This is a genomic window from Phytohabitans sp. LZ39 (genome assembly GCF_059359075.1).
In genome coordinates this window covers 148,283-170,349 of sequence record NZ_JCADBM010000021.1, presented here as the reverse complement: position 1 = coordinate 170,349, position 22,067 = coordinate 148,283, and the positions used below count along the sequence as shown (strand labels likewise).

Sequence of the window (22,067 nt, the reverse complement as noted above, 5' to 3'; positions counted from 1 at the left end):
GCTGGTCAGCTAACTGTCAAGGGCCCGCCCGCCGTCCGAGGAGCAGACGATGACAACGCAGCGCACGCGGTCGCTCGGCCGCCCGACCCTGGACGCGGTCGCGGCCCGCGCCGGGGTCGGCCGGGGCACGGTGTCCCGTGTCGTCAACGGCTCTCCGCAGGTAAGCCCGGAGGCGCGGGCGGCGGTGCAGCAGGCGATCGAGGAGCTCGGGTACGTCCCCAACCGGGCGGCGCGGGCCCTCGTCACCCAGCGCACCGACTCGGTCGCCTTGGTGATCTCGGAGTCGGGTGAGCGGCTCTTCGGTGAGCCGTTCTTCGCCGGCATCGTCCGTGGCATTCACGCCGGCCTGCTCGACACACCGATGCAGCTCTGGCTCGCGCTGGCCCAGTCGCCGGCCGAGCGGGAGAAGGTCGAGCACCACCTGACCAACCAGCACGTCGACGGTGTGCTGCTGCTGTCGCTGCACGACGCCGACCCGCTCCCGACGCTGCTCGAGCAGCGCGGGCTGCCGGCGGTGCTGGGCGGCCGGCCGGCGCGCATGCTCCAGCCGGGCGCGCAGGCGGCCAACTTCGTCGACGTCGACAACGCCGGGGGAGCCCGGCAGGCCGTGGAGTTCCTGATCGGCCGGGGGCGACGGCGGGTCGCCACCATCGCCGGCACCCAGGACATGGGCGTGGGCATCACCCGGCTGGCGGGGTACAAGCAGGCGATCCTCGACCACGGCGGCACGGTTACCGAAGACCTCGTCGCGTACGGGGACTTCAGCGAGGCCAGCGGCATGGCGGCCATGCGCCGGCTGCTTGAGGTCTCGCCCGATCTGGACGCGGTGTTCTGCGCCTCCGACCTCATGGCGTGTGGGGCGTTGCGAGCACTGCGCGAGGCTGGCCGGCGGGTGCCTGACGACGTGGCGGTGGTCGGCTTCGAAGACGCGGAGATCGCGCGCCAGGCCGACCCGCCGCTGACCACCGTCTACCAGCCTGTCGAGGAGATGGGCCAGCAGATGGCGCACCTGTTGATGTCGCTGATCCGACGCGACGAGCTCGAAGAGCCGTACGTGCTGCTAAACACCCACATGGTGCAGCGCGCGTCTGCCTGAAGGAGAGCTTCCGCTCAGGTTAACGGACGGTTTTCCCTCCGGAGACATGGCGCAGCAACAGGGACGAAATGGTCATCAGGCACCCTGGAGGGTGCCAGCGCTCGGGCGCTGGCCTGCCGACGGGAGGCTTGCCATGTTGTTGCGGGTTCGGGTGACCCTGCCGGACCGGCCTGGTGCGTTGGGACAGGTGGCGCGGACGCTCGGCGTCGCCGGCGCTGACATCGTGCAGGTCGTGGTCCTGGAGCGGCTGGGCGGTCGGGCCGTCGACGACTTCACCGTCGTGTGGCCGGGCGCCTCCCGGGTCGAGCGGCTGCGGGCCGGTCTCGCCGCCATCCCCGGCGTCCAGGTCGACGGCGTGTGGCGAGCGATCGGCGCGCCGGTCTCCGGCGGCCACGACGCGGAGCTGCTCGCCCAGGTCGCGGCCAACCCGGCCGACGGGCTCGGCACCCTCGTCGACGCGGTCCCCGGTCTGCTCGCCGCCGACTGGGCGGCCGCCGCGGTGGTGCCGGCCGACTGGGCCGCACGCAGCGGGTCCGCGCCGCAGCCGGGCCTGGCCGGGGGCGAGCCCGCGGTGGCGTACTCGAGCTGGCGGGCACCCGCGCCGCTGCTGCTGCCCGAGGTCACCCCGCTGCGCGCGCGGGCGCTGACCGGCGCCGACCAGACGCGCTACGCGGTGGCCCCGTTCGGTCGCGCCGGCCTTGTGCTGATGGTGGCCCGCGGCGACACCGAGGGGCTGCCCGCGGCCGGGTTCCACGTGACCGAGGTCGACCGGGTCGCGCAGCTCGTGCGCGCCGCCGCCGTGATCCTCGGCGACCGCCTGGACCTTGTCACCGCGCCGTCCGCCGTTTCCCGATCATGAATGATCACGGTTGAGTAACGTCAGAGAAACAGCGGCCGTGCAGTCTTGATTCGGGGGACTGAAGGGGGTTCGCGATGGGTCTGTGGCGGCTCCGAGCAACCGTTGACGACCGGCCGGGCTACCTGGCCGTGCTGACCGCCAGCCTGGCGCTCAAGTCGGTCAACATCCTGGCGGTGCAGGTGCACACGACCGAGGCGGGTGCGGTCGACGACTTCCTGGTCGACGCGCCCGACACGCTGACCGAGGAAGACCTGCTCGCCGCAGTGGAGAAGGGCCGCGGCCGGGACGCCTGGGTCACCCGCACCGAGGCCCGCGAGCTGGCCGATTGGCCGACCCGGACGCTGACCCTGGCGAGCCGGCTCGTGCGCGACCCCGACTCGCTCGGCGACGCCCTCTCCGCCCTGCTCGGCGCCGACGCGGTGATCTGGCGCCCGGCTCCCGGGCAGGACCGCTACGGCGCCAACCGCGGCGGCATGCGACTGGTCGACCCGACCGGTGGCACGTACGAGATCAGCCGTCCCGCCCCGACGTTCACCCCGGCCGAGTACGCCCGGGCGCAGGCCCTGGTGGACCTGGCGGCCACCGTCGTACGCCAGGCCGCCGACCAGGTCACGCTGGTCCTGCCCGACGGCGCCGAGATCCGGGTACGCCCGGCGGTGCGCGACGACCTGGCCGCGGTCACGGCCATGCACGACAGGTGCACGCCCTCGACCCGCTACCGCCGCTACCTGACCGGCTCGGCCGTCCCGCCGGCGGCCCGCGTCGAGCGCCTGCTCGACCCCCACCGCGGCGTGACGCTGGTGGCACTCGCCGCCGACGACCGCGTGGTCGCGACGGCGACGCTGGTCGCCGAGGGCGAGATCGGCGAGGTGGGCCTGCTGGTCGAAGACGCCTGGCAGCGCCGCGGCATCGGCACCGCCCTGCTGCGCCGCCTGGTCGCCCACGGCGAGCGCGCGGGGTACGCGGCGCTGGTCGCACACACCCACGCCGACAACAAGCCCATGCTCGCGACCCTCCGTCGCCTGAGCCGCTCCGGCCCTACCCCGGAGCGCGACGACACGCTGCTGACGGTGACGGTGCCGCTGGCCTCCGCCCCGGTGCGGACCTCCGCGTAGACCTGATCGCGCGCCCTCGACGACGGCCCGGCCCCGATGCGGGACCGGGCCGTTCCAATCCAGGCCAGCGGCAGACACCAGGCCCCGAGAGCCCGACTTCAAAGATCTTGAGCTACCGCGATGTCCGATGTGGTCCAGACCGCTGCTCCCGCGGCCTTACCCGTCCGCTGTTGCTTGCGGCCCACCCTCACGTTGGTCGCGGTCATCCCTTTGCTCCGGGCGGATGCGCGGCCCGCAGTGCAGCGGCATTTGTCCACAATGCCTATTGCCGACCAGGGACTTGAAACACGGCTTCGTCGCCCTGAGTAACCGCCGCCGCCGTGCGCCCGGCCCAGATTCGAGATCTTGGAGAGTTAGGGCGCTATTTCAACCCTGACTGTCCTAGATCTCGAAGCTTCTTACCTGAGCCTGCTGACGCTGTGTCACTGACGGTGGCCGGCGAGGCCGGCCCACCTGTGCGGGCAGGAAATCCATGTAGTCCGTGGATCCTTGCCCGGTCCTGTCACCTGTGCGCCTCGCAACAAAGGACCGCGACCAAAGGCGGACGGGTGAGGCCGCGGGAGCAACGGCACGGACCACGACGGACATCGCGGTAGCCCAAATCTTTATCTCGAACGGGGGTCGAGGTCGCCCCCGACCCCGAACGCTCTCTAGGTCGGCGGATAGCTGGTGTGGTCGGGGAAGTTGCCGAAGAGGCGCTCGCCCGGCTCGCCGACCGTGACCGCCTGGACCAGGAGGTCGCCGCCGACGAAGGCGCCCTTCCACGATGCGCCCCGGCCGCCGAAAGGCTCCTCGCGGTCGCCGCGGGAGCGGGGCTTGTTGACGCCCACCTTGAACGCTTGCAGGTCTACCGCCAGCTTGGCGGCCTCTTCCTCGTCGTCGCAGGCGAGGCTGGCGACGAGGGCGCCGTTGGAAGCGTTCATCTGGGCGAGCAGCTCCTCCTCGGTGTCCACGACGACGATGGTGTCGACCGGGCCGAACGGCTCGGCGTGCATCAGCCGCGAGCGGCCCGGTGGGGCGAGCAGGGCAGCCGGCGCCACGTAGGCCGAGGTGTCCTGGCCGGGCAGGAACGTGCCGCGGTCGAGGCGGCCGCGGTAGAGCGGGATCGCGCCGGCGCGTATCGCCTCGTCGACCTTGCGGTGCAGCTCGTCCGCCTTGGCGGCGCTGATCAGCGGGCCGAAGTCGAGGTCGGGGAGGGGGTCACCGGCGGCCGCCACCGCCAGCGGGTGGCCGAAGCGGATCGCGCGTACCACCGGCAGGTAGACGTCGAGGAAGGCGTCGACGAGCTCGCGCTGCACCACGAAGCGCGGGTAGGCCGTGCACCGCTGCTTGCCGTACTCGAAGCCCTTCCTGAGGTGGGCGGCGAGCACGTCCCACTGGGAGAAATGCCAGATGCCCCAGGCGTTGAGGCCCTCCTGCTCGATCATGTGGCGCTTGTCGGTGTCGAGGAGCGCGGCGGCCACCTTGCCGCCGTTGGAGCGGCCGCCCACGAACGCGACCGCGCCGATCTCGGGGGAGCGGACGAGCACCTCGCTCAGCTCCTCGCCGCCGCCGGAGAGCAGGGTCACCGGCAGGCCGGCGCGGTGCATGAGCGCGTGCGCGACGGTGAGGCAGACCGCGCCGCCTTGGGACGGGGTCTTGGCGATGACCGCGTTGCCGGCGAGCAGCTGCACCAGCTCGGCGTGTACGAGCACGCTCATCGGGTAGTTCCAGCTGGCGATGTTGCTGACCGGGCCGGGGAGCGGGTCGCGGCCGGCGACCTGGCGGTCGATCTGCTCGGCGTACCAGCGCACCCCGTCGAGCGCGCGGTCGACGTCGGCGCGGGCCAGCCGCCAGGGTTTGCCGATCTCCCAGACCAGCAGCAGCGCGAGCGTGTCGCGGTGGGCGGTGAGGTCGTCCAGGGCGGCGGTCACCCGTGCCTTTCGCTCGGCCAGTGGCGTCGTGGCCCAGACCCGGTGCGCGGCCGCCGCCGCGGTGACCGCGGTGCGGGCGACCCCGGCGTCCACTCGGGACAGACGGGCGAGCGCGGTGTTGTCGACCGGGGTGCGGACCGTGCCGGGCGTGCCGATCGGTTGCCACCCGCCCCCGGTGAGGTTACGCAGGGTCACGTCGCTGCTGGTGATCGTGCCGTCGAACGCCTCGGGTGTCGCGGCGACCGCGCGGGCGAGTGCGTCCGCCCATGCGGTCCCAGGGGCCACGTGCAGGGCCATGGCTGCCTCCTCGGTCCGGCTTTCCGTTTGCCAGAGGGTGGTCGGCCACAAGGCGCGACGGCAACTGTACGTTCGGCTGCCAATGTGTATTTAGCTGCAATTAGCCGCTTTGCATCGGGTGGCTTCACCGCGCCTGAGCAGGGCCCTTCACAACCGCGAAACAATGTGCGAACATAGGTGGCTATATATGGGAGCGCTCCCATCTCCCAGGAAGAACCCACCCCGTTCGCGGCTCTCCCGAAACGAGGCGAGGGGCGGATGCGCCCACATCCGCCCCTCGATGTCCTCACTACGCGTAGTCGCGCGCGGCTCCACAGCAGACTCCGGTCTTCGCCTCGCGCGGCCGCGAAGTGAGGGCCGGAGCCTGGAAACACGGACAGGAGCGATTCTAGTGTCTGGCAGGTTCATCTGGTATCGCCGTGCGGGCGCCGTGGCATCGGCCATCCTGGTCGCGGTGGCAGCCGCGATCTGGGCGGCGCCACGCTCGGAGGCGGCCGGTGCCTACAACTACGGCGAAGCCCTCCAGAAATCCCTCTTCTTCTACGAGGCCCAGGTCGCCGGCCGCAAGCCGGCGTGGAACCGCGTCTCCTGGCGCGGCGACTCCGCCCTGACCGACGGCTCGGACGTCGGGCTCGACCTCACGGGCGGCTGGTTCGACGCCGGCGACCACGTGAAGTTCGGCTTCCCGATGGCGTTCACCACGACGATGCTCGCCTGGGGCGCGGTGGAGTACCGCGACGCGTACGCCTCGTCGGGCCAGCTCACCCACCTGCTCAACAACCTCCGCGTGCCCAACGACTACTTCATCAAGGCGCACCCCTCGCCCAATGTCCTCTATGGACAGGTGGGCAAGGGCGACGACGACCACAAGTGGTGGGGACCGGCCGAGGTGCTGCCGATGGCCCGCCCGGCATACAAGATCGACGCCAGCTGTGGCGGCGCCGACCTGGCCGGTGAGACGGCGGCCGCGATGGCCGCGTCCTCGATGGTCTTCCGCCCCACGGACGCCGCGTACGCCAACACGCTGCTGACCCACGCGCGGCAGCTCTACACGTTCGCCGAGAACGTGAAGCGGATGTACCACGAGTGCATCACCGACGTCACCAACTTCTACAAGTCCTGGAGCGGGTACGCCGACGAGCTCGTCTGGGGCGCCATCTGGCTCTACCGGGCCACCGGCGACGCCGCCTACCTCGCGAAGGCCGAGGCCGGCTACGACGCGCAGGGCAACGAGAACCAGTCCACCACGAAGATGTACAAGTGGACGATCGCATGGGACAACAAGCAGTTCGGCAACTACGTGCTGCTGGCCAACCTCACCGGCAAGCAGAAGTACGTCGACGACGCCAACCGCTGGCTGGACTACTTCACCGTCGGGGTCAACGGCGAGAAGGTGCGCACCTCGCCCGGCGGCATGGTGGTCGTGGACAGTTGGGGCGCGCTGCGGTACGCGTCCAACACCGCCTTCGCCGCCCTCGTCTACAGCGACAAGACCACCGACGCGACGCGTAAGACGCGCTACCACGACTTCGCGGTCCGGCAGATCGACTACGCGCTCGGCGCCAACCCGCGCAACTCCAGCTACGTCATCGGGTTCGGCGCCAACTCACCGAAGAACCCGCACCACCGCACCGCGCACGGCTCGTGGTGGGACAGCATGACCGTGCCCACCGCCACCCGCCACGTCCTCTACGGCGCGCTGGTCGGCGGCCCGTCCTCGCCCGACGACGCGTACAAGGACGAGCGCAACGACTACGTGATGAACGAGGTGGCCACCGACTACAACGCTGGCTTCACCTCCGCGCTGGTCCGGCTCTACCAGGAGTACGGCGGGACGCCGCTGGCCAACTTCCCGCAGCCGGAGACGCCGGACATCGACCAGTTCACGGTCGAGACCACCGTCATGCAGAACGAGCCGCGGGCCACCGGCCTCAAGGCCATCGTGTACAACAAGTCGGCCTACCCGGCGCGGGCGCTCACCCGCTCGGTGTTCCGCTACTACTTCACCCGCGAGGGCACCGCCGCGCCGATCGTGACGGCGGGCTACACACAGGGCTGCCCGTCGCCTACCACGGCCCGCCAGCACAGCGGCGACATCTGGTACGTCGAGATCGACTGCACCGGGCACACGATCGCGCCCGCGGGGCAGTCGCAGCACCGGATGGAGGTGCAGTTCAAGATCGGGGTGCCCGAGGGCGGCACGTGGAACCCGGCCAACGACCCCTCGTACCAGACGGCCGCCGGCCCCAACAAGGCCGTGCCGCTCTACGAGAACGGCGTGAAGCTCTGGGGCGACCCGCCGGGCAACGTCACGCCCAGCCCGACTCCGTCGCTGTCTCCCTCGGTGTCTCCCTCGGTGTCGCCGTCCGTGTCGCCCTCGGTCTCGCCGACGCCGTCGCCGACGACGCCCGGGCCGACGGGGCCGTGCTCGGTCACGTACAGCACCAACGACTGGTCGACCGGCTTCACCGGCAGCCTGACCATCCGCAACACCGGCACGACCGCGTGGTCCTCGTGGACGGTCGCGTTCACCTTCCCCGGCGGGCAGCGCGTCACCCAGGGCTGGGGTGCGCGCTGGACACAGAGCGGTGCCGCGGTCACCGGCGTCAACGAGGCCTGGAACGGCGCGGTCCCGGCCGGAGGGTCACTGTCGGTCGGCTTCAACGCCTCGCACACCGGCACCAACCCCCGCCCGACCGCCTTCACCGTCAACGGCGCCGCCTGCACCGTGGCGGCGTAGGACTCGCCGCCACGCCCTAGGCGCGGCAGGCTGCGCCGGACCTGCGGTCTCAGGCCACTCTACGTTGATTCTTGACGTAGGGTGGCCTGAGCATGCAGGGTTGGTGCGATGGAAGCGGGCGAGTGATGCTGCTACGGTTCGAGGTTTCCAACCACTTGTCGATCATGCAGCCCGTGGAACTCTCCATGATCGCCGTAGACGGCGACCGGCCGGCGGCCCGATCCTTTCCGCGGCTCAACGAGAAGGTTCTTACGGTTGCCGGCATATATGGCCCGAATGCATCAGGTAAGTCAAACTTGCTCGATGCATTCGCATGGCTGTCCGAAGCCGTGCGCGAATCCCTGCGCTCCTGGGATCGACTCGTGCCGCGGACGCCCTTCAAGTTCGCCGCTGGACCGCAGGTGCCAACGATCTTCGAGGTCGAGATGATGGTACGCGGCGTCCGCTACGAATACCGTATCGAGCTCGATGCGGAGTCCGTGATCTTCGAGGGCCTCTACAGCTACCCAGAGCGGAGACGCCGCTCCTTGTTCGAAAGGGAGGCTCTTGAGGTTGGTTTTCGGCGAGGGCTGGGTAGCCTTTCCGGGACACGCGAATTGTTGACCCCAACAACGCTCGCCCTTTCTGCTGCGATGAGATTCGGCGAGCCAGAAGTGGAAGGCTTCGGACGCCTGCTTGCAGAGGTAGGTGTCTTGGGTGCTCGTCGTAGTTACTCCGGACGAAGGCGATCACCGTTGGCGATGATGTCGTCCACTCAGCGGTTGTTCATCGATGCAACGCATGGTGAGCAGTTGACGCTATTCGGAGAGTCGGATTCTGCGCAGTTCGGGTCCAAGTCTGCGCTGGCCTTGCTGCGACTGGCAGACCTGGGAATCGACGACGTGAAGATCGTCAATGAGTTGGTTGGATCAGGTGGGGAGGTCCGGCCAAGGTTGAGGTTCGTGCATCGGGCGGCTGGTCAAGAACTACTCTTTGATCTCGGCGAGGAATCTGAGGGTACGCGAACCTGGTTCGGTCTGATCGGACCAATGTTGTGGGCTCTTCGTCGCGGGCAGGTGCTCCTCTTTGATGAGATCGACGCTAGCCTCCATCCGAAGCTCTCGGCGCGCCTCCTTGAATTGTTCCAGGATCCTGAAACGAATCCACGTGGCGCGCAGTTGATCTTTACGACGCACGATACCAGCCTCCTCAACCATTTGAACCGAGACGAGGTCTGGCTCACGGAGAAGGGTGTCGACGGGGCCACCTCCCTCACGGCGCTCGCCGAGTATGGAGGCGACAAGGTCCGCCGTTCCTTGAATCTCGAAAAGGCGTATCTACAGGGACGGTTCGGTGCGGTGCCGGATTTCGACCAGCGTCTGTTGCAGTCGGTGCTCGGGTTGGCAGCGGGTGAAGAATGAGCCCGCGGAGTCGGCGGACTGGTGGTCGTTCGCTCAGGCGTAGGGTGGCCGTTCGAGGGCCACGCAAGACCGTTTTAGTCTTCTGCGAGGGGCGGCGCAGCGAGCCGGAGTACCTGGAGGCGTTGAAACGCGAGCCTGAGGTCAGGGACATCGCGGCCGTTGACCTGAGGATCGAGCGCAGCACCTCCGGGTCCGTGCCGTTGGCGCTGGTGCGTATGGCCGTCGATGCTCGCGAACGAGCGGACCGCGAAGAGGGCGAGATCGACGAGATCTGGTGTGTGTTCGATGTGGAGTGGCCGGACAACCATCCGAACCTCAGCGAGGCGGTCGCTCTCGCTGACAGGTATGGCATTCGCGTGGCCATCTCCAACCCGTGCTTCGAGCTTTGGCTCATCCTGCACTTCCGAGACTGTCGCAGTTGGCTTGACAACGACGCGGCTCGGCGGCTGCGCCGTGCCTGCGATGGGCAGGTGGACAAGGGTGTCGACGGGCGGGGTTACATGGCGGGCCGGCGCCTGGCGGCGGAGCGGGCGGTCGCGCTGGATCAGATGCATGGCCGCAACGGCACAGCGTTCCCACACGACAATCCGTCGTCGGGGATGCATCGTCTCCTGACGGCGGTGTCCGTGCCTTCGTAGTAGGCAGGACCTTGCGTGCGAATTCCTCCCCACCGGGGGAAGATCACGATTCGTCAGACCTGTGTCGAGCGGCGAATTTGATTCACGACGCCGGGTCGCCTGTTGACAACTCGGCGTTGCAGGTACGGTATTCGGCGTCATCGTCCACACGGGGTTGGCGGGGCGGAGGTGGGGAGTGCCGGTCACAGGCCAACGCGTCGTGCGACGGACGTTGGGGCGGCGGTTGACGCGATTACGGACCGCGTCCGGGATGAGCCGGCGGGAGGTGGCGGAGGCGCGGCTCGGCATTTCGGAGCCGACACTGCACCGCATCGAGACGGGCAAAGTGCCCGTCACGGCGGCCAACGTGCGCGCGCTCTGCTGGCTCTACGGCGCGGATCAGAGCATCACCGACGCGCTCGCCGAGCTCGCGCTCGGCACGTCCCAGCAGGAGTGGTGGGATGCCAGCCCGGTGATTCCGGAGTGGTTCAAGCTCTACGTGGGTCTCGAGGCGTCGGCGTCCCGCATGTTCGGGTACGACGGCGAGGTCATCCCCGGCGAGCTGCAAACCCCGGAGTACGCGCGGGCCGTCTTCGGCGCCGAGCAGCCGGCCGATTCGGAGGCTGCCGAGCGCCACATCAAGCTGCGCATGCAGCGGCAGAAGGCGCTGTTCGCCCGCAACCCGCCGCTGCGGCTGGTGACCGTGCTGGGCGAGGGCGCGGTGAGCCGGCCGGTCGGTGGCGAGCAGGTGCTCAAGGCGCAGGTCGAGCACCTTCGCCGGCTGTCCCAAGAGGACTCGGTCGACATCCGGGTGCTGCCCTTCTCGGTCGGCGCGCACGCCGCGATGGCCGGCGCCTTCCGCATCCTGGAGTTCGACGACCCGGACGACCCCGACGTGGTCTACCTGGAGTCGCACGTCGGCGCGCTCTACCTCGAGGAGCAGGGCGAGGTCGACGAATATCGCCGGATTTTCGACCTCATCAGCAAGGATTCCGTACCAGTGGGGGAGTACCGGTGACGACCTGGGGAAGGGCGTGACGAGGGTGGGCAACGGCGCACAGGGCGCACATCAGAAGCCGGCCACGGCGGCTCGGATGTACGACTACTACCTGGGCGGGATCCACAACTTCCCGGCCGACCAGGAGGCGGCCAAGGCGGTGATCGAGCGGGCGCCACTGATCCGGGCCAGCGTCCGGGCCAACAGGGCGTTCCTCGGCCGCGCCGTGCGCTACCTGACCTCGATCGGCGTCCGCCAGTTCCTCGACATCGGCTCCGGCATCCCCACCGAGGGCAACGTCCACGAGATCGCCCAGGCCGCGATCCCGGACGCCCGAGTGGTCTATGTGGACATCGACCCGGAGGCGGTGTCGGAGAGCCTGGAGCTGCTGGATGGCAATAGGTTCGCCACGGCCATCCGGGCCAACGCGCGTGAGCCGCAGGCCATCCTCGACCACCCGCAGGTGCGTAAGCTGCTCGACTTCGACGAGCCGATCGCGGTGCTGCTGGTCGCCGTCCTGCACTTCGTCGAAGACACCGACGAGGCGCGTCAGATCGTGGCGACCTTCCGTGACGCGCTCGCGCCGGGCAGCTACCTGGTGCTCGCCCACTCGACGGTCGACGAGCAGGTCTTCGACCCGGAGCTGCTGAAGCGGACGCTCGATGTCTACCGGCGGCAGACCGTGACGCCGCTGACGGTCCGGACGCGGAGCGAGGTCCTCGGGCTCTTCGACGGGTTCGACCTCGTCGAGCCGGGGCTTGTCTGGCAGACCCAGTGGCGGCCGGATCCGGGCGAGGTCGACGAGTTCAAGGAAAACCCGAAGGACTCGGGGCTGTACGGCGGCGTCGGGCGCCTCGCCTGAGTCCACCGTCCACATAGCATGATCGCCGGCCCCGCGGGGCCGGCGATCTTTTTCTTTGGGTCCGCTGCGGTCAGTCGGCGCTCCGCCGCGGGTCAGTCGGTCAGGAGCTGGTCGAACTCGCCGCGCTTGGCGCCGAACAGGAACGAGTCCCACTCCTCCGTGGTGAACACCACGGTGCCCGCGTCACGTGCCTTGCTGTTGCGGACCTGGATGAGGCCGTCGTGGCGACGGGCCTCGACACAGCTGCCGCCGTTGCCGGTCGACCTGCTGGACATGATCCAGCCGGTTTCGCTACTCATCAGTACTCCCTCGCGCTGGAGTGCTTGCTGTGGGTAACCGGCGTGACCCCCGGGCCGGTGGCCGGTGTGCCACCCGATGCCCGTGTGACAGGCAGAACCGTCGTTTCGCACGCACGGATCATTCTTTCACCACGAAAGTGGCACGCACCTAGAGTAGCCGAAACTCGTTCCGATGCACGATGTCGTCGTGACAGTTATCCAGGTGAAATCTTGCACGTGCGTCGGCTAACTGTCATGATTCGTTTGTGGCGCGGGGCGACCCGTCGTCGCCATACGTTGACTCGACGGCTAGCAACTGGCCCGCCGCAGTCTTTGAGAGGATGGCCGATGCGGATCCTCGATCCCGCCGCCGCCGGCACGGGCGGTGCGCCGCCGGGTGGCGGCCAGCAGCGGACCGAGGCCGACGCAGCCCGACTCCAGGCCCGCATCGACCAGCTCGAAGCACACGTCCAGCGGCTGGAGCAGGAGCGGGTGACGCTCCGCTGGATGGCCGGTCACGACGCGCTGACCGGGCTCGCCAACCGCCGCCTGTTCCACGCGCTCGCCCCGACGCTGCTGCGCGCCGACGGGCGCTCGTCGGCCGTCCTGATCCTCGACCTCAACGGCTTCAAGCCCATCAACGACACCTACGGCCACGACGCCGGCGACGAGGTCCTCTGCGTGATCGCCCGGCGCATGGGCGCGTGCCTCGGCGACCACCTGGTGGCCCGCTTCGGCGGCGACGAGTTCGCCGCGCTGCCGAGCGCGCCCCGCCCGGACGCTCCGGAGGCGTGGTGGCACGAGATCGCCGCCTCGCTCAGCGCGGCGATCGCGCCCCCGATGGACATCGCCGGCCGCACGCTGACGGTGACTGCCTCGATCGGCGTCGTCCCGGCCGGCCACCCGGCCGATCTCCCAGACCTGCTGCGCCGCGCCGACCAGGCGATGTTCCGGGCCAAGCGGCACGCGCGCACCACGGGCAAGGCCGGCATCACCTGGGTCGTGGCCACCGAGGGCGGCGGCCGCGCGGTGACGTACGAGCCCGCCGCCACCACCGCCGCCCCGATGGGCCTGACCGCTTCGGCACCCGCCGTGCCGTACCGAGCGGGCGACCCGGTGTGGGTACACCGCGACGGCATGCGTCGCGCGGGCGTGGTCGAGGGCGCGTCCGAGTGGGCCGCCCTGGTCCGCTACCGGTGCTCCGACGGCGCCGGCACCATGGTCGACACGATGCCCGCGGACTGCCTCGCGATCCGTGCGGAAGCGGATCCACACCTGGATCCCGCGCCGTCCGAGACGTGATCAAATCTCCCTCGGCGTCGATCGTTCCGACGACCGGGGACACAGTTTGATCAAACGGTCGGGTGTTCTGACGGGGGCCGTCACTACCGCCCGGGGCGCGGTAGTGACGGCAGACCAACTCAAAGACGCGAGCCGGGCGTCGGTGCTGTGCCTCAAAGCTTGAGTTGCCCGGGTCCGTGTCAGTTGCGGACCGCCGCTCCCGCCGGAGAACGCGCGGGTCGGCGGCGAGCTGGCGCTCGCCGAGATCCCCGACCCGCGCTGCAAGGTCCGCGGTGCAAGCCCCCGGCAAGACCATGATCGGCAGCCGGCCCGGTTTGAGACCGCGTGCGGCACAATGCCTTCCGGTGTCTCCCCAGCTCAGAAGCGCCGCGCCGAGGCCGCCAGGTTCGCAGGAAACGCCTTTGACTAGGCAAGATGCAAGATCTACTTGCTCGACATCCCTCTACTACCGCGACTCCATCGTGGTCCGGACCGCCGCTGGGCCGCGGTCGCCGCTGTCCACAATGTCTGGTCTCGGATCGGCGATCTCGCAACAACAGGTGGCTTCGTCGCCGCGAGTAACCGCCGTGACGGTGTGAGCGGCACAAGATTCGAGATCTTGGAGAGTTAGGGCGTCATATCAACCCTAACCGTCCTAGATCTCAAAGCCCCCATCCCGGGTCGGTGACGCCATGTAACCGATAGCCCGATGGCCGGAGCGGATCCCTGCCCGCCGTGGCCCCGCTGCGGCCGGCCCCGCCTCTTGCCGCAGCCAGCGGGCGTAGCCCGGCTCCCACCGCAACCACCCACCAAGAACGGTGAACAAGCCGGGGACGGCCCGGCCGGAGCCCGAGGCGATGGGTTTGTTCGGCGGAGCTGGCAGCGGAGGTCGGGGGTCTCGGCGAGCCCTGGCGAGCCGCCGACCGGAGCGGTCTCCGGCGGGAGCGGCGGTCCGCAGCTGACGCGGACCCGGGTATATATATCAGTCTCCCGAACGGACCGTGCCGTGCTCGACGCAGGTCGCCGACCAGCCCGCCGGCAGCACCTGCACCTTCATGCGGCGGCGGCAGGCCGAGCAGTAGCGGGGCGGCTCCAGGCGCCGGGCGGCGGCGCAGGCGGCGTGGTCGCCCTCGGCCGCCCGCTCACCGCACCTGTCGCACCACGCCGCCGCCGTCGTCATCGCCGCTCCGCTCACAGCGTCGCCGAGAGGGCCTTGACCGGCATCTTCAGGTCGTCGAGCAGCGCCAGGTCGGCGCTGGCCGGGCGGCCGAGCGTGGTCAGGTAGTTGCCGACGATCACCGCGTTGATGCCGCCCAGCAAGCCGTCGCGCGTGCCGAGGTCGCCGAGCGTGATCTCGCGGCCACCCGCGTACCGCAAAATCGTGCGCGGCATGGCGAGCCGGAACGCGGCGATCGCCCGCAGCGCGTCCTTGCCCTCCACCACCGGGCGGTCGCCGAGTGGCGTGCCCGGGCGGGGGTTGAGGAAGTTGAGCGGCACCTCGTGCGGGTCGAGCTCGGCCAGCTGCGCCGCGAACTCCGCCCGCTGCTCCACCGTCTCGCCGAGCCCCAGGATGCCGCCGCAGCACACCTCCATGCCCGAGTCGCGGACCATGCGGAGGGTGTCCCAGCGCTCCTCCCACGAGTGGGTGGTTACCACGTTCGCGAAGTACGAGCGGGAGGTCTCCAGGTTGTGGTTGTAGCGGTGCACGCCCATCTCGACCAGCTCGTCGACCTGCGCCTGGGTGAGCATGCCCAGCGACGCGGCGACCTGGATGTCCACCTCGGCGCGGATGGCGGCGACGCCCTCGCGCATCTGCTTCATGAGCCGCTCGTCCGGCCCGCGGACGGCGGCCACGATGCAGAACTCGGTCGCGCCCGTCGCCGCGGTCTGCTTGGCCGCCTCCACCAGCGAGGGGATGTCGAGCCACACCGAGCGGACCGGCGAGGTGAAGAGGCCGGACTGGGAGCAGAAGTGGCAGTCTTCGGGACAGCCGCCGGTCTTCAGCGAGACGATGCCCTCGACCTCCACCTCCGGCCCGCACCACCGCATGCGCACGTCGTGGGCGATCTGTAGCGCGTCCGGCACGTGCTCGTCGGGCAGCCGCAAAACGGCCGACACGCCGGCCTCGTCGAGGCCGACGCCGCGTTCGAGCACCTGGGTACGGGCGAGGTCGAGGATCTCTGGCATGGTCGTACCTTACAAGGGGGATGTCGAGGTGAATCGTGAGTGAGTGGCTAGAGCGACTCGAGCGCAAGGCCGGGCTGCGCGCCAAGGCGGGGCTCGCCCGGGAGCTGCGACACCGGGCTCCGGGCGACGGCGTGGTCGATCTCGCCGGCAACGACTACCTCGGGCTCGCCACCCACCCGGACGTGATCGCGGCGGCGCGGGCGGCGCTCGACGCGTACGGGCTGGGCGCCACCGGCTCCCGCCTCGTCCGCGGCTCGACCGGCGCTCATCGCGACCTCGAGGATCGCCTCGCCGGGTGGCTGGGCGCCGAGGCCGCGCTCGTGTACTCCTCCGGCTACCTGGCCAACCTCGGCGCGGTGCGGGCGCTGACCCGGCCGCGTACGCTCCTCGTCTCCGACGCGCACAACCACGCCTCGCTGATCGACGGGTGCCGCATCTCCGGCGCGGAGGTGGTCGTCACCCCGCACGCGGACGTGGCGGCGGTCGACGCGGCCCTGGCCGCCGCGCCCGGGCGGCCGGCGGTAGTGGTGACCGAGTCGATCTTCTCGGTCGACGGCGACCTCGCCCCCCTCGCCGACCTGCACGCGGTGGCCCGCCGCCACGGCGCGCTGCTGCTGGTCGACGACGCGCACGCGCTCGGCGTGATCGGCCCGTCCGGCGCGGGCGGCGTCGCGGCCGCCGGCCTTGCCGGCGAGCCCGACGTGGTGGTCACCGCCACGCTCTCCAAGTCGCTCGGCGCCGCCGGCGGCATCATCGCCGGCCCGGCGCCGCTGACGCGGCACCTGGTGGACACCGGGCGCACCTTCATCTTCGACACCGCGCCACCGCCGGCCGTCGCCGCCGGCGCGCTCGCCGCACTGGAGGTGGCCCGCGCCTCCGACGGCCGCCGCGCGGAGCTCACCGACCGTGCCGCCACACTTGTACACCGCCTACGTGCCGCCGGCCTCGACGTCACCGAGCCGGCCGGGGCGGTGGTGTCGGTGACCGCACCCGGCCCGGAGACCGCGGTGGCGTGGGCCGCAGACTGCCGCGACCGCGGTGTGGCCGTAGGCTGCTTCCGTCCACCTTCCACTCCGGACAGTCGGGCCCGGCTGCGGTTGACGGTCAACGTCGGCGTGCCGCGGGCCGACTTCGACCGGGCCCTCGACGTGATCGTGGAGTGCGCACCGTGACGGACGAATGGCGCGGTCCGGTCGTGGTGACCGGGACCGATACGGATGTCGGCAAGACCGTCGTCACCGCTGCGGTCACGGCGGCCGCGCAGGCCGCCGGGCTGCGGGTCGCGGTGGTCAAGCCGGGCCAGACGGGCACCTCCACGGGTGCACCCTCCGATGTAGACGTGGTCAACCGGCTGGCGAGCCCGGCGACCGCCCGCACGCTCGCGTCGTACCCGGACCCGCTGGCCCCGCTCGCCGCCGCGCGGGTGGCGGAGCTGCCCCCGCTGGAGCTGTACTCGGTGGTCGACGACGTCCGCGCCGAGGTCGAAAAGCACGACCTGGTGCTGGTCGAGGGCGCCGGCGGGCTGCTGGTGCCGATGGGCCTGCGCCCGTCCGGCGAGCCGTGGACCGTCGCCGACCTGGCGGTCTCGCTCGACGCGCGGGCCGTGGTGGTCAACCGCGCCGGCCTCGGCACGCTCAACCACACCGCACTCACGCTGGAGGCGCTCGACCGCCGCGGCGTCTCGGCCGGCGTGGTGCTCGGTGCGTGGCCCGCCGAGCCGGAGCTCGTGCACTGGGAAAACCTCGCCGAGCTGCTCCCCAACCTGGTCGGTGCCCTACCGGACGGCGCCGGCGGCCTCGATCCGGGCGTCTTCCAGCGCAGCGCGCCGGGCTGGCTGACCCCACTCCTGTACGGCGTCCTGGACGACTGGCGGGTGTGGGCGGAGGACGCCTCCTAGCGGCGTCGGATCACGAAGGCGTCCGGCATCCGGAAGGAAAGGTTGTCGGGGCACCACGGGGGTCTCACCACGTCGGCCTTGTGGAGTAGCGCGGCGGTCTCGGCCACCACGACGGACGCCTCCATGCGGGTGAGCTGGGCGCCGACGCAGCGGTGGGCGCCCGCGCCGAAGGCAAGATGCCGCCGCGATCCCCGCTGACCCGGACGGAAGTCGTCCGGATTGGGGACGACCGCCCCGTCTCGTCCGGCGCGCGCGAGCCACAGCACCACGCTCGTGCCGCGGGCCAGCGGCGTGCCGCCAAGGACCGTGTCGCGGGAGGCCACCCGCCGCCACGTGACGATCGGCGGCACCAGGCGCAGGCCCTCTTCGACCACGTCGTCCACCGAGACGCTGCCGGCCCGCAGCCCGTCGAGCACCGCCGGCTCGCCGGCCAGCCGGTGCAGCAGCAGGGTGAGAAACTGCGAGGTCGTCTCCTGCCCCGCGACCAGCAGGAAGAAGAGCGCGCCAACCACGACGTCGAGGCTGTCGGTGTGCGCCCGCAGGTCGGCCGCCAGCCCCGGCCCCTCCTTGGCGAACTCGCGCAGCACCGCGTGAAACCGCCCCACGATCTCGGCCAGGGCGAGCTGGCGGTCGAGCGCCACCGGTGCCCAGAAGAGCTCCAACGCCGCCCGGGTGAACTCCTTGACCACCGCCGCCTCGGCGTCGGGCAGCGCGACGAGGCGGGCGAGCACCAGCAGGGGCAGGTCGGCGGCGAGGTCCGCGTACAGGTCGACGGGCAGCCCGGCGTCGAGATCGGCCGCCAGCCGCGTGACCCGCCCCCGCACGACGCCGGTCAGCCAGGCCCGCTGCTCCTCCACCCGCTTCGGATGCAGCGCGTCGGCGACGATCGCCCGGATCGCGGGGTGGCTCGGGTGCCCGTTGTTGGCCAGGGTCGGCGGCAGCCGGAACCGGTGGTGGGTGAGTATCCGCAGCGCCGTGACGGGGATCGGGGTCATCGCGTCGAGCGCGTTGTCGGGGCGGAACGTCTCCTGGTCGGCGAGCACCTCCCGGACGAGGGCGTGGCGCGTCACGACGAGGTGCTCGACCCCGACGTGGTCCGCGACGGTCGCGACGTCGGGAAACTCCCGCGCCCCCACCTCCCAGGTCCGGAACAGCACGCCGGCCACGCTACCCGGCCGACCTCGAGCGACGCCCGAGCGTGTGTGCTCCGCCTATGTCTCGGCGGGTTCGATGTCGCTGTCGATGCGGCTGCCCTCCTGGGCGGCGATGCGGTACGCCTCGGTGATCTCGTTCGCCGCGAAGCACGCGTTGGCCAGGTTCATCTGGCAGATCAGCGTGTACGGGTGGTCGGCGCCCAGGGCGTGGACGAACCGCGCCGCCGTGTCCTCGATCAGCTTCCGCGCGACCGCGCTGTCGCCAACGCGCATTCGGAAGATCGCAAGGTCGTTGGCCGCGGCCAGGGTGAACGGGTGGTCGGCGCCGCGGACCTCGCGATAGCGGGCCAGCACGTCCTCGGCGAGCTGGCAGGCCTCGTCGTGGTCGCCTCGGGCGGAGCGGCGGCGAGCGTGAGCGGATGGTCGGTGGGGAGGGCCTCGCGGGCCACGGCCAGAGTCTTGGCCAGCCGCTCCTGAGACCGTTCCAAATCGCCGACGTCCCGCAGGTCGCGGCCCGTACCGAATCCCGACTCCCAGGGTCAGGGCCTGCGCCGAGCCGGTGACCCTTTCGCGTCGCAGCAGGGTTTCCTCGTCGAGGTCCATCGCTTCACGCTCAGCCTATTTGGCAAGGATCTCCCAGACCGTGGTGTGCTTGATCGCGGCGTCCTCCAGCGTCGCTACCACCGGGACCTCGTAGGAGGCCAGCTTTCGTAGCCCGGCTGGAGGTAGGTATGCACGTCCGGGGTCGCCGACCAGCACCGCCGTGCCGGCCCGCACCGCGCGTTGGAAGTACGCCATCATCCGGGTCGCCATCTCGCGGCTGTAGAAGACGTCCCCGGCCAGGATCACCTCGGCGTCGGGTCGTTCGTCGAGGACGTCGCGCTCGACGGCGGTCACCGTGACCGTGTTGGCGGAGGCGTTCGCGGCTACGGCGGCCGTCGAGAGCGGGTCGATGTCCACCGCCGTCACCGAGGCGGCGCCGGCCTTCGCCGCGGCGATCGCGACAAGGCCGGAGCCGGCCGCCAGGTCCAGCACCCGCCGGGCGGTGACCAGCGACGGGTTGTCCAGGACGTAGCGGGCCAGGGCCTGGCCGCCCGCCCAGGCGAAACCCCAGAACGGCGGGGGTTGCTGGCCGGACGAGGAGGTCTCGGTCCGCTCCCACAGGGCGATGGCCTCCTCCGCCTGGTGGAGGAGGATTTCGGGCACCAGCGGGACCGGGGAGAGGCGGGTGTGCGCCTGGACGAAGCCGAGGGAGTCGGTCACCCGTCGAATCCTAATATTGACCGTTTTGCTGACCGGTGTCCGACTCCATCCATCGATGAATATGAGCATGATGGCTGAGTGGCGAGTCAGGATAGCTTTCTGGAAGTGACGTGGACCGACGAGGTCACCGGCAAACACGGCTACCTCGTCATCGACCGGCTGGTGCGCGGTGCGGCCAGCGGGGGCCTGCGGATGCGCGAGGGGTGCACGCTCGACGAGGTGCGCGATCTCGCCCGCGGGATGACCCTCAAAGAGGCTGTCGTCTACTCCCCGGACGACGCCTACGTTCCATTCGGCGGGGGGAAGGGCGGCATCGACTGCGCACCCCACGACCCGGGTGCGCGCGGTGTCATGGCGCGGTACGTGGCCGCGATGAAGCCGCTGCTCCAGTCGTACTGGTCGGCGGGCGAGGACCTCGGCGTGCGGCAGGACGTGCTGGAGGAGGTGGCCCTCGAGGCGGGGCTGCGCTCGACCATCGACGCGGCGTTGCGGCTGGTACCGGACCCGGCGGAGGCGCTCGACCGGGTGCGGGCCGGCTTCGCGGTCGACGTGGACGGTGTGAGCCTGGCCGACCAGGTCGGGGGCTACGGCGTCGCGGAGGTGACGCTCGCCGCGGCGGCGCGACTCGGGATCGAGGAAAGAGCGAGGGCGGTGGTACAGGGCTTCGGCTCGATGGGTGGGGCCACGGCCCGCTACCTGGCCCGGGCCGGCGTTCCCGTCGTGGGCATCTGCGACGCGCTCGGGGTCGTGTGGCATCCGGACGGCCTCGACGTGGAGGCGCTGCTGCGCACCCGCGACCGCTACGGGCGCGTGGACCGGCGCGTGCTGCGACCCGGCGACCGCGAGCTGCCCCGGGAGGAGTGGCTGGCGGTCGAGGCGGAGATCCTGGTGCCGGCGGCGCTCTCGTACGTGCTCACCGAGGCCAACGTCGGCGCGGTCAACGCGCGGCTGGTGGTGGAGGCGGCGAACGTGCCGACCACGGCCGGTGGCGAGGCGGCGCTCACCGCCCGGGGCGTACCGGTGATCCCGGATTTCGTCGCCAACCTGGCGACGAACGCCTGGTGGTGGTGGACGCTGTTCGGCGACATCGCGCCGACGGCGGAGGCCTCGTTCGCGAAGATCTCGACCACGCTGCGCGGGCTGCTCAACGAGATGCTCGACCGCGCTGCCCGCGCCGGCGGCTCCCCCCGGGCCGCCGCGCTGGCGATGGCGAACGAGCGAGCGGCCGAGCTACCGCGCTAACCCGCCCGTGACGAGGCGGTCGAAGTCCGGCGCCCAGGACCATCGGTTGCCGAACTGGATCTCGTTCGGACCCGCGCGCAGGGTGAGTGTGATCGTGGTCGAACCCACCGTGTCCCAGCCGCCCGTGGGCGGGAAGTCGACCACGGTGGCGAAGGCGCCGTTCACCTCGACGGCGGCGGCCCGGCGCTCCCGGCTGACGTAGTAGATCGTCACCCGGTGCGGCCCGGCCGCCACCGTCGTCACGCCGGTGAACGTGAGCGTGTTGTCGCGGCCTTCGCCGACCCAGCCCACCACGCTGCCGCCGGACGCGCCGTCCAGTTCGCGTGGCGCGGCGCGGCCACCCAGGCGGTTGCCCCGCGCCTCCGCCTCGTACGAGGTCGGCGTGGCCGGCGTCGGCGGCGGGCTGGGCGAGGTCGTGCCCCGGGGCGGGGCGGCTTCCTCCTCGGCGGGTGGGGGAGCAGGGGGTGGTGCCACCGGCGCTTCCGGCGTGGACGGCGACGGCGCCGGCGACTCGGAGACGGCCGAGACGTCGGGCGGCCACTGGAGGGGCGGTGCCTGGCCGCGCGGCGAAGAGGGACCGTCGGATGTGCCGAACAGCGCGATCGGGATGCTCGCCAGCGCCGCGGCGGCCAGCACCAGCAGCGGCCACAGCCACCGCCGAGCCAGGCCCGGTCTGTGCGTGGTCACATCCGGGGAAACGTGCGCCATCGCCGGGATCACCGCGGGCAGCTGCTGGGTCGGGGCGTCGAGGGTGCGGAACTCCGCCGTCTCCTCGCTGCCCGCTTCGGACACCGCCGCCCCCTCTGTCCATTATGGAATGATCGAGGGCGCCCGGCGCCGCCGGAGTGAGGGTACGCGAACTGTCTGGC

20 protein-coding genes are annotated in these 22,067 nt (G+C 70.8%); 12 read left to right on the top strand and 8 right to left on the bottom strand.

The window, feature by feature from the left end; genetic code table 11:
* Positions 1-49 precede the first annotated feature (49 nt).
* The 3 genes from AC5L36_RS33600 to AC5L36_RS33590 all read left to right on the top strand — a co-directional run bounded on the left by AC5L36_RS33600 (position 50) and on the right by AC5L36_RS33590 (position 3,070).
* Complete coding sequence (locus AC5L36_RS33600; RefSeq protein ID WP_441224621.1) at positions 50-1,096, top strand: LacI family DNA-binding transcriptional regulator; 1,047 nt, start codon at positions 50-52, stop codon at positions 1,094-1,096.
* A gap of 133 nt (positions 1,097-1,229) precedes the next feature.
* On the top strand, positions 1,230-1,955 hold the full coding sequence (locus AC5L36_RS33595) for an ACT domain-containing protein (protein WP_441224623.1): 726 nt from the start codon (positions 1,230-1,232) through the stop codon (positions 1,953-1,955).
* 74 nt (positions 1,956-2,029) lie between these two features.
* A complete protein-coding gene (locus AC5L36_RS33590) occupies positions 2,030-3,070 on the top strand; it encodes a GNAT family N-acetyltransferase (protein ID WP_441224625.1) in 1,041 nt (346 codons plus the stop codon).
* A gap of 650 nt (positions 3,071-3,720) precedes the next feature.
* Here the strand turns inward: AC5L36_RS33590 and AC5L36_RS33585 are convergent.
* The gene (locus AC5L36_RS33585; RefSeq protein WP_441224626.1) at positions 3,721-5,280 is read right to left on the bottom strand and encodes an aldehyde dehydrogenase family protein; all 1,560 of its coding nucleotides are present in this window, start codon (positions 5,278-5,280) and stop codon (positions 3,721-3,723) included.
* 430 nt (positions 5,281-5,710) lie between these two features.
* On the opposite strand from AC5L36_RS33585, the gene AC5L36_RS33580 reads away from it, so the two are divergent.
* The 5 genes from AC5L36_RS33580 (at position 5,711) to AC5L36_RS33560 (ending at position 11,896) form a co-directional block, all read left to right on the top strand.
* On the top strand, positions 5,711-8,020 hold the full coding sequence (locus tag AC5L36_RS33580; protein WP_441224684.1) for a glycoside hydrolase family 9 protein: 2,310 nt from the start codon (positions 5,711-5,713) through the stop codon (positions 8,018-8,020).
* Between the two features lie 173 nt (positions 8,021-8,193).
* Positions 8,194-9,420, top strand: coding sequence for an AAA family ATPase (locus tag AC5L36_RS33575; protein WP_441224628.1), 1,227 nt, complete (start codon positions 8,194-8,196; stop codon positions 9,418-9,420).
* A gap of 44 nt (positions 9,421-9,464) precedes the next feature.
* Positions 9,465-10,058: an RloB family protein gene (locus tag AC5L36_RS33570; protein ID WP_441224630.1), complete on the top strand. Its 594-nt coding sequence runs from the start codon at positions 9,465-9,467 to the stop codon at positions 10,056-10,058.
* Positions 10,059-10,233: 175 nt separating this feature from the next.
* Positions 10,234-11,055, top strand: coding sequence for a helix-turn-helix domain-containing protein (locus tag AC5L36_RS33565; protein WP_494909495.1), 822 nt, complete (start codon positions 10,234-10,236; stop codon positions 11,053-11,055).
* Positions 11,056-11,071: 16 nt separating this feature from the next.
* Complete coding sequence (locus AC5L36_RS33560) at positions 11,072-11,896, top strand: SAM-dependent methyltransferase (RefSeq protein ID WP_441224633.1); 825 nt, start codon at positions 11,072-11,074, stop codon at positions 11,894-11,896.
* A 92-nt stretch (positions 11,897-11,988) separates the two neighbouring features.
* Here the strand turns inward: AC5L36_RS33560 and AC5L36_RS33555 are convergent, their stop codons facing one another.
* A complete protein-coding gene (locus AC5L36_RS33555; RefSeq protein ID WP_441224635.1) occupies positions 11,989-12,195 on the bottom strand; it encodes a DUF397 domain-containing protein in 207 nt (68 codons plus the stop codon).
* Positions 12,196-12,522: 327 nt separating this feature from the next.
* Between AC5L36_RS33555 and AC5L36_RS33550 the strand changes: the two genes are divergently transcribed.
* A complete protein-coding gene (locus tag AC5L36_RS33550) occupies positions 12,523-13,476 on the top strand; it encodes a diguanylate cyclase domain-containing protein (protein WP_441224636.1) in 954 nt (317 codons plus the stop codon).
* A 961-nt stretch (positions 13,477-14,437) separates the two neighbouring features.
* On the opposite strand, the gene bsaP is transcribed toward AC5L36_RS33550, so the two are convergent.
* Together bsaP and bioB are read right to left on the bottom strand one after the other, a co-directional pair.
* Positions 14,438-14,635: a biotin synthase auxiliary protein BsaP gene (gene bsaP, locus AC5L36_RS33545; RefSeq protein ID WP_441224637.1), complete on the bottom strand. Its 198-nt coding sequence runs from the start codon at positions 14,633-14,635 to the stop codon at positions 14,438-14,440.
* Positions 14,636-14,646: 11 nt separating this feature from the next.
* The gene (gene bioB, locus AC5L36_RS33540; RefSeq protein ID WP_441224638.1) at positions 14,647-15,642 is read right to left on the bottom strand and encodes a biotin synthase BioB; all 996 of its coding nucleotides are present in this window, start codon (positions 15,640-15,642) and stop codon (positions 14,647-14,649) included.
* 35 nt (positions 15,643-15,677) lie between these two features.
* Between bioB and AC5L36_RS33535 the strand changes: the two genes are divergently transcribed.
* Both AC5L36_RS33535 and bioD read left to right on the top strand, forming a co-directional pair.
* The gene (locus AC5L36_RS33535; protein WP_441224639.1) at positions 15,678-16,814 is read left to right on the top strand and encodes an 8-amino-7-oxononanoate synthase; all 1,137 of its coding nucleotides are present in this window, start codon (positions 15,678-15,680) and stop codon (positions 16,812-16,814) included.
* Positions 16,802-17,539 (top strand): dethiobiotin synthase, encoded by a 738-nt coding sequence (bioD, locus tag AC5L36_RS33530; RefSeq protein WP_441224641.1) that lies wholly within the window; start codon positions 16,802-16,804, stop codon positions 17,537-17,539. Before AC5L36_RS33535 ends, bioD begins: the two co-directional genes overlap by 13 nt.
* Here the strand turns inward: bioD and AC5L36_RS33525 are convergent.
* From AC5L36_RS33525 to AC5L36_RS33515, 3 genes are read right to left on the bottom strand one after another with little or no spacing between them, the layout of a single operon-like run.
* Positions 17,536-18,705 carry a cytochrome P450 gene (locus AC5L36_RS33525; RefSeq protein ID WP_441224642.1) on the bottom strand — a complete coding sequence of 390 codons (1,170 nt, stop codon included), beginning with the start codon at positions 18,703-18,705 and terminating at the stop codon, positions 17,536-17,538. The genes bioD and AC5L36_RS33525 overlap by 4 nt on opposite strands.
* Positions 18,706-18,750: 45 nt before the next feature.
* Entirely contained in the window at positions 18,751-19,296 is a 546-nt protein-coding gene (locus tag AC5L36_RS33520; protein ID WP_441224643.1) for a tetratricopeptide repeat protein, read from the bottom strand.
* A 15-nt stretch (positions 19,297-19,311) separates the two neighbouring features.
* Positions 19,312-19,956: a class I SAM-dependent methyltransferase gene (locus AC5L36_RS33515; protein WP_441224645.1), complete on the bottom strand. Its 645-nt coding sequence runs from the start codon at positions 19,954-19,956 to the stop codon at positions 19,312-19,314.
* 105 nt (positions 19,957-20,061) lie between these two features.
* Between AC5L36_RS33515 and AC5L36_RS33510 the strand changes: the two genes are divergently transcribed.
* Positions 20,062-21,198, top strand: coding sequence for a Glu/Leu/Phe/Val family dehydrogenase (locus AC5L36_RS33510; RefSeq protein ID WP_441224646.1), 1,137 nt, complete (start codon positions 20,062-20,064; stop codon positions 21,196-21,198).
* Here the strand turns inward: AC5L36_RS33510 and AC5L36_RS33505 are convergent.
* A complete protein-coding gene (locus AC5L36_RS33505; RefSeq protein WP_441224648.1) occupies positions 21,187-21,990 on the bottom strand; it encodes a carbohydrate-binding protein in 804 nt (267 codons plus the stop codon). The two genes, AC5L36_RS33510 and AC5L36_RS33505, sit on opposite strands and share 12 nt — an antisense overlap.
* Positions 21,991-22,067 lie beyond the last annotated feature (77 nt).

What these genes read in the sequence shown, in the direction of transcription:
- AC5L36_RS33600 (WP_441224621.1), top strand. Translation starts at nt 50, where the DNA reads ATGACAACGCAGCGCACGCGGTCGCTCGGCCGCCCGACCCTGGACGCG.
- AC5L36_RS33595 (WP_441224623.1), top strand. Translation starts at nt 1,230, where the DNA reads ATGTTGTTGCGGGTTCGGGTGACCCTGCCGGACCGGCCTGGTGCGTTG.
- AC5L36_RS33590 (WP_441224625.1), top strand. Translation starts at nt 2,030, where the DNA reads ATGGGTCTGTGGCGGCTCCGAGCAACCGTTGACGACCGGCCGGGCTAC.
- AC5L36_RS33585 (WP_441224626.1), bottom strand. Translation starts at nt 5,280, where the DNA reads ATGGCCCTGCACGTGGCCCCTGGGACCGCATGGGCGGACGCACTCGCC.
- AC5L36_RS33555 (WP_441224635.1), bottom strand. Translation starts at nt 12,195, where the DNA reads ATGAGTAGCGAAACCGGCTGGATCATGTCCAGCAGGTCGACCGGCAAC.
- AC5L36_RS33550 (WP_441224636.1), top strand. Translation starts at nt 12,523, where the DNA reads ATGCGGATCCTCGATCCCGCCGCCGCCGGCACGGGCGGTGCGCCGCCG.
- bsaP (WP_441224637.1), bottom strand. Translation starts at nt 14,635, where the DNA reads ATGACGACGGCGGCGGCGTGGTGCGACAGGTGCGGTGAGCGGGCGGCC.
- bioB (WP_441224638.1), bottom strand. Translation starts at nt 15,642, where the DNA reads ATGCCAGAGATCCTCGACCTCGCCCGTACCCAGGTGCTCGAACGCGGC.
- AC5L36_RS33520 (WP_441224643.1), bottom strand. Translation starts at nt 19,296, where the DNA reads ATGGACCTCGACGAGGAAACCCTGCTGCGACGCGAAAGGGTCACCGGC.